This is a genomic window from Novosphingobium sp. BW1 (assembly GCF_008107685.1).
Classification (GTDB): Bacteria; Pseudomonadota; Alphaproteobacteria; order Sphingomonadales; family Sphingomonadaceae; genus Novosphingobium.
In genome coordinates, this window is record NZ_VIRF01000070.1 from 1 (window position 1) to 10,602 (window position 10,602).

Below are 10,602 nucleotides of genomic sequence, written 5' to 3' on the forward strand. Positions count from 1 at the left end.
TTCCTCGAGCGCTTCCACGCAGAAGTCGGCGTCCAGCGTAATCGAAATCCGGTGGCTGAGGACCTTGCGGCTGAACCAGTCGACGATAGCGACAAGATAGACGAAGCCCCGGGCCATGGGAATGTAGCTGATATCTGTCGCCCAGACCTGATTGGGCCTCACCATCGGAAGCTTGCGCAGGAGATAGGGGTAGATCTTGTGCCCTGGCGCCGGCCTGGAAGTGCTGGGACGGCGATAGACGGCCTCGATCGCCATCTTCTTCATCAGGCTCGCGACATGGCAGCGGCCGATCGTGATGCCCTCCTGACGAAGAAAGTCGCGCATCATCCGGCTGCCTGCGAACGGAAACTCCAGATGCAGCGCGTCGATGCAACGCATGATCGCAAGATCTTCGGACGAAACCGGCCGCGGCAGATAATAGACACTACCCCGGCTGATCCCCAGTTCCTTCGCTTGGCGCTTCACGGGCAAGGTATGCGAGCGGTCGATCATCGCCTTGCGCTCGGCAACAGACCTGCCTTGCCGAGCGCGCCTTCCAAAAAATCATTGGCCAACGTCAGCTCGCCGATCTTGGCGTGAAGCGTCTTCACGTCGACGGCCGGTTCGTCAGATGCCTTCTCCGAGCCGAACACGCCCGCCGCCCCTTCGAGCAACTGCGTGCGCCACGTCGTGATCTGGTTGGGATGCAGATCATAGTCGTGCGCCAGCTCTGCCAGCGTCTTCTCACCCTTGATCGCGGCAAGCGCCACCTTCGCCTTGAATGCCGGGCTGTGGTTGCGCCGGGGTCGTCTGCTCATTCTCTGCTCCTGTCTCGCAGCCCATCTGGCTGCTCTCAGGCAGAAAATCCAATTATCTCAGTGTGCAGATTCTCCAGGCCACCTCTCGAGGTCTCCAAACGTACAATAACGCCATGACCTTCTTCACGATTATCCTGATCGCCCTGGCCGTCTGGCTATTCCTGTCCTACAACAAGCTGCGCGGCCTTGCCGAAAGCGTGAAGCGCGCACAGGCCAATATCGCCGCGACCGTGAAGAAACGCCACGACATCGCCCAGCGCCTCGCCGACATCGCCGCAAGCTATGGCGATCACGAGAAGCTGACCCATTTCACCGTTGCCGAAGGCGAAGCCAACGTCGCCGAAGCCAGCGCGGCCTCGAGCGATGCGGCGCGCGTGATCGGCAACGTGCAGATGCTCGCCAACCGCTTCCCCGACCTCAAGGCAAACACCACCTACCAGCAGCTGATGCACCAGCTCGACGAGATCGAAAGCGCAATCCTGACCCGCCGCGAGGCCTACAACGCGGCCGCCGAAGCCTACAATGCGACGCGCGGCAGCCTGCCCCACCTGTTCTACGCTGCCCAGCTCGGCTTCTCCGAAGCGCCCTACTTCAACGTCGATGAAATGGGCGAGGAACAGCTCGCCACCTTCCGCACCGACGATGGCCAGGTCCTGCGCGACACGATGGGGCGCATGGCAAGCATGGCCAACACCCAGGCCCAGAACGCCGCGCAGCGCCTGCGCAGCGCCCAGACCGCACGGCAGGAGGCCCAGGCGCAGGGCGCGAGCGCAGCCGTGGACACGCCCGCCTCTCCGACCGGGGAGTGGCCTTCCGCCACATTCCAAGCGAGCAGCGACACGGCCCAAAACAGTTCTTCCTGAAACGACGAAGGGCCGCTCGCAAGAGCGGCCCTTCTACTTTGCCCCCGGCGCTCCCGGAGAGAGGGGAACGGAGCGCCGGGGGGCCGGGCGCGGGGCGCAGATCTTGGGATGCGACAGGAACCGGCATGAGGACGCCCTCGAAGGTGCGACCCGAAGGACTGCCTTGCGCTGCGCTGCCGTGCGCTCCCTTTTACTGCGCGGCGGGTTCCTCCGATCCCGCCGGCCCGGTCTGGCTCAGCTTGTCGAGGATATCCTGGCTGGAGGTTACGCCCGCCAGTTCGCCGTCTTCGGTGAGCAGCACCGGGTTGTCGGTCTGCGCGGCGATCTGCATGAGCGTGCGCACGTTGGTCTCGGCGGGCACCTGCGCGATGCCTTCGGGGAAGGTGTCCTGCATCTGGGGATCGGCGATGGTATTGACCGGCTGCCAACCCGCATCCGAATGGACGCGCTCACCCTCCAGACGGTAGTTTCCACCCTCGTCGAGCAGCAGGCCGCCGTCCACTTCCTCCAGCTCCGCAACCGGATGCATAACCGTGGCGCCGGTCATCACGTGGAGCGGGTTCATATGCTCGAGGAAGCTCGCGACATAGGGGGTCGCCGGGTTGTTGAGGATCTCCTCGCGGCTGCCGCTCTGGACAATGCGCCCGCCTTCCAACAGCGTGATCTGGTCGCCCAGCTTGAAGGCTTCATCCAGATCGTGGCTGACGAACAGGATCGTCTTCTGGACCTCGCGCTGGAGTTCAAGGAGGTCGTCCTGCAGCTTGGCGCGGATCAGCGGGTCGAGCGCGGAGAAGGGCTCGTCCATGAGGAGGATGTCCGCGTCCGTGGCAAAGGCGCGGGCCAGCCCCACGCGCTGCTGCATGCCCCCCGAAAGCTCGCTCGCATAGCTGTCGGCCCAGTCGGAGAGGCCGACCAGTTCGAGCTGTTCATCGACGCGGGCGGCCATGGCCGCCTTGCCCTCGCCGCGCAGTTCGAGACCAAAGGCCACGTTCTCGCGCACGGTTCGCCAGGGCAGGAGCGCGAACTGCTGGAATACCATCGCCACGCGCTTGCGGCGCACTTCGCGCAAGGTCGCGGGATCGCGCGGCGCGATATCGACGACGTCTTCGCCCTCGCTGCCATGGACCAGGACCTGCCCGCGCGTCACCTCGTTGAGACCATTCGCCGCGCGCAGCAGTGTCGACTTGCCCGATCCCGAAAGCCCCATCAGTACCGAGATGTGTCCGCGCTCGACCGTGAGCGAGGCGTCGTGGACGCCCAGGACCACGCCTGTCTCCTCGCTGATCGCGGCGCGCTCCTGGCCAGCCTCGGCCAGTTCCAGCGCGTGGGCGAGCGCGGCCTCGCGCTTGCGCCCCCGACCACTCGCAAAGAAGATGTCGACGTTCCGGAATTCGATCGCCGTGGCCATCAGCTGTCTCCCTTGGTTTCGCGCCGGGTCACGCGGTCGAGAATGATGGCGAGCAGGACGATGGCAAAGCCCGCCTCGAAGCCCATGCCCACCTGCACCGTGTTGAGCGCGCGCACCACCGGCACACCCAGGCCGCCCGCGCCAACGAGAGCGGCGATGACGACCATCGAAAGGCTAAGCATGATGCACTGGGTGACCCCTGCCAGGATCGATCCCGCCGCAGCGGGAAGCTCGATCTTGAAGAGGAGCTGGCGCCTGGTCGCCCCAAAGCTCTCCCCCGCCTCGATCAGCGGGCGCGGCACCGAGGCGATGCCCAACTGCGTCAGGCGGATCGGCGCAGGCAGCGAGAAGATGATCGTGGAGATCAGACCCGGCACCACGCCCAGCCCGAAGATCACCAGCGTCGGGATCAGGTAGACGAAAGTCGGCAGCGTCTGCATGAGATCGAGCACCGAGCGCAGATATTCGTAGGCGCGCGGGCGGTGCCCTGCCCAGATGCCGATGGGAACGCCGATCACGGTCGAGGTCGCTGCGGCAAAGACCACGAGCGCGAGCGTGTCGACCGTCTCGTCCCAGTACCCCTGGTTGATGATGAAAAGGAGGGCGAGCGGCACGAAGGTGGTGAACCCGTAGGACTTGCGCAGGAACCAGGTCAGCACCGTCGCGACCGCCACGAAGACCAGCGGCGGCACGGCGTGGAGCAGGCCCGTCAGACCATCGACGCCCCCGCTCACCGCGCCCGAGACGATGTCGAGAAGGCCGCTGTGTTCTTTGATCCACTCGACCGCGACAGCGATGCTGGCCCCCACCGGGATCTTGTTGGCGGTCAACCAGGAGTGGCTCGGTCCGGCGGCGGTGCGCTCCTTGAGCGCGGCTTCGGCCGGCTCGCCCGAAAAGGTGGAGACGCCTTCCAGCCACTCGGATACACGATCCGGGTTCTGCGCGATCCAGTCACGCGCGGCATCTTCAGGGTTAGCGCCGCCTTCGATGCGGCCCATCAGCGCGTTCTCTTCCTCGACCTTGAAGGAGAGGTTTTCAAGGAACCGGCCAAGATTGGGGCATTCCTCGCGGTAGCCCCGGCGCACGATGGTGCTCACCGTCGCGCCGCCGAAATTGGGACCGAAGACATCGTCGCCGCCCGCAAGGTACTTCATTTCGAAGCGCTCGTTCATCGGGTGCGGCTGCCAGCCCAGGAAGACGATGGCGCGCTTTTCCTTTACCGCACGCTCGACTTCCGAGAGCATCCCCTGCTCGCTGCTCTCGACCACCTGGAAATCGCCGGTGTCGAACGCATCGCGCCCGATCATGTCGATGACCAGCTGGTTGCCGTCGTTGCCCGGCTCGATGCCGTAGATCTTGTGGTCCAGCTGATCGGCAAAGCGGGCGATGTCGGCAAAGCTCTGCAGGCCCTCCTCGTAAAGGTAGTCCGGGACCGCCAGAGTGTAGCGCGCATCGACCAGGTTGGCGCGCACGCGTTCAAGCGTGCCGTCCTCGATATGCCCCTGGATCAGGCTCTTTTGCGCGGGCATCCAGTTGCCGAGGAAAATATCGACATCGCCGCGCGCCATGCCGTTGAAGGTCACCGGCACCGAAAGTACGCGCGTGCTCGGCTTGTAGCCGATCTCGCGCAGCACCTCGGAGGCCATGCTTGTCGTCGCGGTGACATCTGTCCAGCCTACATCGGCCAGCCGCACCGCGCGGCACGCCGGGGGATCGGCGGCCGCGATGGCCGAGCTCGATCCCAGGACGAGGCTGCAGAGGAGGCCCAGGGCCAGGAGAAGTCGCGTTGCCAGACGGCGCATAGGCTTCCTTGAATTCGCGTGATGCCCTGTGCCTATAACGCCATTGAAGGCTTATTCAATGGCAACCTTCCACCTTTTTCAGCCAAGACTTGCAAAGACAGGGCGAGAGGTATAGCTGGCACTTAAATCAATTGAACGGTCATTCAGGACAAGATCATGGCAACAGGTTCGGCGACAACGAAAGCTCCGTCAAGGCACGATGCCCGCGCGCGCCAGCTTATCGAGATGACAATCGACTCGCTCGCCGAAGTGGGCTTCACCGGCACCACGCTCGCCGAAATCGGCAAGCGCGCCGACGTCTCGCCCGGTCTTGTTGCACACTACTTCAAGGACAAGAACGGCCTTCTCGAAGCCGCGTTCCGCGCGCTCGCGTTCCGCCACGGCGATGCCGTGCGCATGCGCATGGTCGCCGCCGACAGCCCGCGCGCGCGGGTCCAGGCGGTGATCGATGCTTCGCTCTCGCGCACCGAAATCGACCTGCGCACGAGCATGGCCTGGCTCGCCTTCTGGGGCCAAGCGCTGCAGCACCCGCGCCTCCACCGCGTGCAGCGCGCCTACCAGAAGCGCATGCTATCCAACCTCACCCACGCGCTGCGCGCCATGGAAACGCCCGAGGAAGCGCGCAAGACCGCCGCCCTCATCGCCGCCATGATCGACGGCGTGTGGCTGCGCGGCGCGCTCTCGGGCTGGAACGAGGTTGACCCCGAAGCCGCGCGCGACATGCTCAATTTCGTCGTTGAGGATTCGCTGGCGCGCCACCCGATCGCCGCCGCTGCGGTTCCCGCCACCGTGCGTCCGGTCAACCCCGCGACCGGCGAGACCATCGCCGACCTTCCCGTTACCACGGCCCAGGACATCGACCGCATGGTCGCCAAGGCGCAGGAAGGCCAGCGCGAATGGGCCGCGCTCAGCGGCACCGAGCGCGGCCGCGTTCTGCGCCGCACCAGCGACATCCTGCGCGAGCGCAACGATGCGCTTGCCGAGATCGAAACCCGCAACACCGGCAAGCCGGTGCAGGAGACCAAGGCGGTCGACATCATTTCGGGCGCGGATTGCCTGGAATACTATGGCGGCATCGCCTCGACCGTGGCGGGCCAGTTCCTCGACCTGGGTGCCGCCGCCTTCGGCTACACCCGCCGTGAGCCGCTGGGCGTGTGCGCCGGGATCGGCGCGTGGAACTACCCCATGCAGATCGCCTGCTGGAAAGCCGCGCCCGCGCTTGCCTGCGGCAACGCGCTGATCTTCAAGCCGGCCGAACAGACCCCAATGACGGCGATGGAACTGGAAGGCATCTTCCGCGAAGCCGGCCTTCCCGAAGGCGTGTTCCAGGTCGCGCAAGGGTATGGCGAAACTGGCCGTTCGCTGATCGCGCACCCGGGCATCGCCAAGGTCTCGCTGACGGGTTCTGTCCCCACCGGCCGCCTCGTCATGGGTGAGGCCGCCAAGGGCCTCAAGCCCACGACGCTGGAGCTGGGCGGCAAGAGCCCGCTGATCGTCTTCGAGGACGCCGATCTCGACAACGCGGTGAGCGGCGCGATGATGGCCAACTTCTATTCCACCGGGCAGATCTGCTCGAACGGGACGCGCGTCTTTGTCCACCGCTCGGTCCTCAAGGACTTCCTTGCCAGGCTGGAAAAGCGCACCAAGGCGCTGCGCATCGGCGATCCGTTCAACCCCGAAACGCACCTGGGCCCGCTTGTCAGCGCGACCCAGCTCGATCTCGTCCTGGGGCACATCGCGCGCGCCAGGCGCGAGGGCGTGAAGCTGCTGATGGGCGGCGAGCGCCTCACCGGCGGCGAGTACGATCGCGGCTACTATGTCGAGCCGACCGTGTTCTTGGCTGAGGACGACAGCGCCTCGATCGTGCGCGACGAAGTCTTCGGGCCGGTCATGCTGGTCCTGCCCTTCGACACCGAAGAGGAAGTGATCGCGCGCGCCAACGACACCGAGTTCGGCCTTGCCGCAGGCGTTTTCACCCGCGACCTGATGCGCGCGCACACCGTGATCGCCGCGCTTCAGGCCGGAAGCTGCTGGATCAACGACTACAACGTCACCCCCATCGAACTGCCGTTCGGAGGCTACAAGAACTCCGGCGTGGGCCGCGAGAACGGCCTCGCCGCGATCGAGCACTACACCCAGCTCAAGAGCGTCTACGTCGCCAAGGGCGATGTCGACGCCCCCTACTGAGCCCCGAACGACCAACTGTACAGAGACACCTTCATGAACGCGCAATTCGACTACGTCATCGTGGGCGCCGGCTCGGCCGGCTGCGTGCTCGCCGACCGGCTCAGCGCGGACGGCAAGACCACCGTTCTGGTACTCGAATTCGGCGGGTCGGACCGCTCGGTGCTGATCCAGATGCCCAGCGCCCTGTCCTACCCGATGAACATGAAGAAGTACGACTGGCGCTACTACTCGGAGCCCGAGGAGCACCTCGGCGGACGGCGCATGCACACCCCGCGCGGCAAGGTGCTGGGTGGCTCGTCCTCGATCAACGGCATGGTCTACGTGCGCGGCAACCCGATGGACTTCGAGCGCTGGCACAACCTGGGCGCGCAGGGGTGGGACTACGCCCACGTCCTCCCCTACTTCCAGCGCGCTGAAACCCGCCAGGAAGGCGGCGATGCCTACCGGGGCGGCAACGGCCCGCTCAACACGAAGTACGGTACGCTCAAGAACCCGCTCTACTCCAAGTTCGCCGAAGCCGCGCAGCAGGCCGGTTACCCCTTCACGGCAGACTACAACGGCGCGCAGCAGGAAGGCTTTGGCCGGATGGACATGACCGTCCACAAGGGCCGCCGCTGGAGCGCGGCCAACGCCTACCTCAAGCCCGCGATGAAGCGCCGCAACCTGACGGTCGAGACCCACGCGCTTGCCGACAAGCTCCTGTTCGAGGGCACCCGCGCGGTCGGCGTACGCTATGTGCAGGGCGGCGAGGTGCGCGAAGTGCGCGCCGCGCGCGAGGTCATCGTGGCAAGCGGCCCGATCAATTCGCCCGCGCTGCTCCAGCGCTCCGGCATTGGCGCGGCCGAGCAATTGAAGGCGCTCGGCATCGAGGTCGTACAGGACCTGCCCGGCGTGGGTGAGAACCTGCAGGATCATCTGGAATTCTACTTCCAGATGGAATGCACCCAGCCGATCACGCTGTTCTCGGCCATGGGCCCCATCGCCAAAGCGCGCATCGGCGCACAGTGGCTCGCGCTCAGGGAAGGGCTTGGCGCGACAAACCACTTCGAGAGTTGCGGCTTCATCCGCTCACGCGCCGGGATCGAGTACCCGGACATCCAGTACCACTTCCTGCCGCTCGCCGTGTCCTACGACGGCTCCTCGATGGCTGACCGCCACGGCTACCAGGCCCATGTCGGCCCGATGCGCTCCAAGAGCCGGGGCACGGTGCGTCTACGCTCCGACAGTGCGCTCGACACGCCGGAAATCCGCTTCAACTACATGAGCCACGCCGAGGACTGGGAAGAGATGCGCGCCTGCGTGCGCCTCACCCGCGAAATCTTCGCGCAGGAAGCGCTTGCCCCCTACACCGGGCGCGAGATGCAGCCGGGCACCGATGTCGTGACCGATGAACAGATCGACGCCTTCGTGCGCGACAACGTCGAGAGCGCCTACCACCCCTCGTGCACCTGCAAGATGGGCGCAGACGGCGATCCGATGGCGGTTCTGGCCCCTGACCTTCGCGTGCGCGGCGTTCAGGGCCTGCGCGTGATCGACAGCTCGGCCATGCCCGCGATCACCACCGGCAACCTCAACGCGCCGACCATTATGCTCGCCGAACGCGGCGCCGACCTTGTGATGGGCCGCGAGACGCTGGCCGCCAGCGAGATGCCTTTCGTACGCAGCGCGAACTGGCAGACGACGCAGCGCTGAAGATAAAGGAAATTTTCAAGAGACCATCGCCCCTTGCCACCCAAACGGGGCGACCTCACCTTTCGCAGCCACTCGGGCGCGTGAAAGGTGAGGTTCCGCTTTGCGGGAGCCGGAGGGCAATGCTCCTCGGACTCCTGCATGCACCCGCGCTTGTACACCCACACGTTCCAGGCGCGCTGGGCGAAGGGCAGGTATCCGCGCAGGCCCGTATCGGCCAGCCGTCCGTGCGCCTTGGCGGGAAGATCTCCGGATTTTCCGCAGTAGACCCGGTCCGTCCCGGCGGTCGAGAACTCGAGCAAGTGCACCACGTCGCACCCGATCTTGAAGGCCTTGATCGCCTCGCTCGGCCCCATCGTGCGGGTGCGCTCGGCCTCGCGATAGCAGGCGCTGAAGGCGCTGCCACTCCACTCCGGCGCACGCGAGGTGGATGAGGACGACGAGCTCAATGAGGAACGCGCAGGCGTCGGCCACGATACCGCCGTGCGCGACCGGTTCGAGGACGACCCGGCAATGGAGATGGAAGGACTGCGGCTGCGCGAAGAGGACGAAGATGAGGGCACAGATGCCGACTGCTGGCGCGACCGCGCCATATTGCGCGCCACCCGCTGACGGCACTCGCGCTCGTACTGCGCGGCATTGGTCGTGTTGCGCGACATTTGGCCAAGGAGGTCCGCCGTCTGAGCACGCAGGGCCGCCACCCGAGCCGCACCGCGCCGCCGCGCCCCGGCCTGCTCGCGCTTCCAGCGCTGCGTTTGCGCGGTCCGCTCCGCCTCCCGGTTCGCCGACGCCTGCCTTGCGCGCTGCATCCAGTTCAGGCCCGTCCGGCGCGTCTCTTCCAGCTCCCACGGCCAATCGTTCTCCGTCTCTCCCAGATCGTAGGCGGTGAGCTTGTAGCGATCCTGCGCCCTCGTGTTGGCCCCTGCCGCCGGCAAGACATCCATCAACTCGCGCAGGAATTCTACGCTGCAGGTCCCCTGCACGGCCTCCGTGTCGAAGCGGCCTTGCCTGTTTCTGGCCCACCCCGAGGGCGATGGCCCTCGGATTCCATGTCTTTCCGGCTGACTTGAACCCAGGTCCAGATAGCGCGGCCGCAGGTGTTCGTCCGCGCGCGGCGCGATAGGATTTTCCTACACCCGGGCGCCTGCGCTATGTTGAAGTCAGACTATCGCGTCGGTGGTTACAGGTAATTAGGGAGGTGTGTATCGGCACGACATGGCAAGTCGGGATTGCGCGGCACAGCGGGGTCACTTTGCAGCGGGTGGCAGGTGACACGGCTTTCCCCCTGGACCGTGTCAACTGTGTCAACTTCGGTGTCACCTCGATGTCTGGTCCGGCTTCAGGGTCAGCACCTGGGGAGCATGGTTCCAGCGGGTGAGCGTGGCGACGAGGTCTGCAGTCTGCAGCGAAAGGGTCGCGGTGTTGCGCAAGGGGTGGATATTGATCGTGCCCCTGGGCGCGAGGGCGGCATCGAGGACGACCTGCACACAGCCTTCGGTGTCGTTGAAGGCGGCAAGCGGGGTGACTGAGCCCGGCACCACGCCCAGCAAAGCCACCATATCTTCGGCCTTGCCGAACGAAAGGCGCGGGGCGCCAAGGCGACTGGCCATGAACTTCAGGTCCGCGCGCTCCTCGGCGGGCATCGTCACTAGCCAGAACCGGCCGCGCCGGTCGGTCAAAAACAGGTTCTTGGTGTGGGCGCCCGCGATATGGGCCTTGACCGCCGCGCTCTCGGCCACCGTTGCGGTGGCTTCGTGCTCGAAGACGCGAAAGGCCGTGCCCGCGCTGTCGAGATCGGCCAGCAGCGCGGCCTCGCGTTCGTGTCGGTTTGCTGCCATGGTCGCAGCGACTATCGC

General features: G+C 65.7%; 6 protein-coding genes and 1 pseudogene. 3 read left to right on the forward strand and 4 right to left on the reverse strand.

The window, feature by feature from the left end; translation table 11 throughout:
* Positions 1 to 797 (reverse strand): annotated as a pseudogene (locus FMM79_RS10625) (IS3 family transposase); the annotation flags it as partial.
* Positions 798 to 910: 113 nt separating this feature from the next.
* Here FMM79_RS10625 and FMM79_RS10630 point away from each other — a divergent pair.
* Positions 911 to 1,660: a LemA family protein gene (locus tag FMM79_RS10630; protein WP_162528483.1), complete on the forward strand. Its 750-nt coding sequence runs from the start codon at positions 911 to 913 to the stop codon at positions 1,658 to 1,660.
* Between the two features lie 190 nt (positions 1,661 to 1,850).
* On the opposite strand, the gene choV is transcribed toward FMM79_RS10630, so the two are convergent.
* Both choV and choW read right to left on the reverse strand, forming a co-directional pair.
* A complete protein-coding gene (gene choV, locus FMM79_RS10635; RefSeq protein ID WP_148627482.1) occupies positions 1,851 to 3,068 on the reverse strand; it encodes a choline ABC transporter ATP-binding protein in 1,218 nt (405 codons plus the stop codon).
* Positions 3,068 to 4,870: a choline ABC transporter permease subunit gene (gene choW, locus FMM79_RS21610; RefSeq protein WP_205466608.1), complete on the reverse strand. Its 1,803-nt coding sequence runs from the start codon at positions 4,868 to 4,870 to the stop codon at positions 3,068 to 3,070. The genes choV and choW overlap by 1 nt, the downstream gene beginning before the upstream one ends.
* Positions 4,871 to 5,026: 156 nt before the next feature.
* Between choW and betB the strand changes: the two genes are divergently transcribed.
* Both betB and betA read left to right on the forward strand, forming a co-directional pair.
* Complete coding sequence (gene betB / locus FMM79_RS10645; protein ID WP_148627483.1) at positions 5,027 to 7,057, forward strand: betaine-aldehyde dehydrogenase; 2,031 nt, start codon at positions 5,027 to 5,029, stop codon at positions 7,055 to 7,057.
* Positions 7,058 to 7,090: 33 nt separating this feature from the next.
* Positions 7,091 to 8,749: a choline dehydrogenase gene (gene betA, locus FMM79_RS10650; protein WP_148627484.1), complete on the forward strand. Its 1,659-nt coding sequence runs from the start codon at positions 7,091 to 7,093 to the stop codon at positions 8,747 to 8,749.
* Positions 8,750 to 10,062: 1,313 nt separating this feature from the next.
* On the opposite strand, the gene FMM79_RS10655 is transcribed toward betA, so the two are convergent.
* Positions 10,063 to 10,584, reverse strand: a complete 522-nt coding sequence (locus FMM79_RS10655; RefSeq protein WP_148627485.1) for a prolyl-tRNA synthetase associated domain-containing protein — start codon at positions 10,582 to 10,584, stop codon at positions 10,063 to 10,065.
* Positions 10,585 to 10,602 lie beyond the last annotated feature (18 nt).

What these genes read in the sequence shown, in the direction of transcription:
- FMM79_RS10630 (WP_162528483.1), top strand. Translation starts at nt 911, where the DNA reads ATGACCTTCTTCACGATTATCCTGATCGCCCTGGCCGTCTGGCTATTC.
- choV (WP_148627482.1), bottom strand. Translation starts at nt 3,068, where the DNA reads ATGGCCACGGCGATCGAATTCCGGAACGTCGACATCTTCTTTGCGAGT.
- choW (WP_205466608.1), bottom strand. Translation starts at nt 4,870, where the DNA reads ATGCGCCGTCTGGCAACGCGACTTCTCCTGGCCCTGGGCCTCCTCTGC.
- betB (WP_148627483.1), top strand. Translation starts at nt 5,027, where the DNA reads ATGGCAACAGGTTCGGCGACAACGAAAGCTCCGTCAAGGCACGATGCC.
- betA (WP_148627484.1), top strand. Translation starts at nt 7,091, where the DNA reads ATGAACGCGCAATTCGACTACGTCATCGTGGGCGCCGGCTCGGCCGGC.
- FMM79_RS10655 (WP_148627485.1), bottom strand. Translation starts at nt 10,584, where the DNA reads ATGGCAGCAAACCGACACGAACGCGAGGCCGCGCTGCTGGCCGATCTC.